This window comes from Thauera phenylacetica B4P (genome assembly GCF_000310225.1).
GTDB classification, from domain to species: Bacteria; Pseudomonadota; Gammaproteobacteria; order Burkholderiales; family Rhodocyclaceae; genus Thauera; species Thauera phenylacetica.
The window spans coordinates 1-229 of sequence record NZ_AMXF01000662.1; the positions used below are offsets into that span (position 1 = coordinate 1).

Below are 229 nucleotides of genomic sequence, written 5' to 3' on the forward strand. Positions count from 1 at the left end.
GTCGGCCACGCGCTCACCGGCGCTGCGCTTGGGCGGCTCGGCGACCTTCAGCGTGGCCAGGCGCGGGGCGACATCGACGCCGAGCTCGGCCGGCTTGACGGTCTCGAGCGGCTTCTTCTTGGCCTTCATGATGTTGGGCAGCGTCGCGTAGCGCGGCTCGTTCAGGCGCAGGTCGGTGGTCACCACCGCCGGCAGCTTCACCGACAGGGTCTCGAGGCCGCCGTCGATC

Annotated in this window: 1 protein-coding gene; it reads right to left on the bottom strand. The window is 71.2% G+C overall.

What is annotated here, in order from left to right:
- Nucleotides 1-229, bottom strand: a 229-nt coding sequence (locus tag C667_RS24180) for an electron transfer flavoprotein subunit beta/FixA family protein (RefSeq protein ID WP_004394111.1), incomplete at both ends; no start/stop codon positions are given.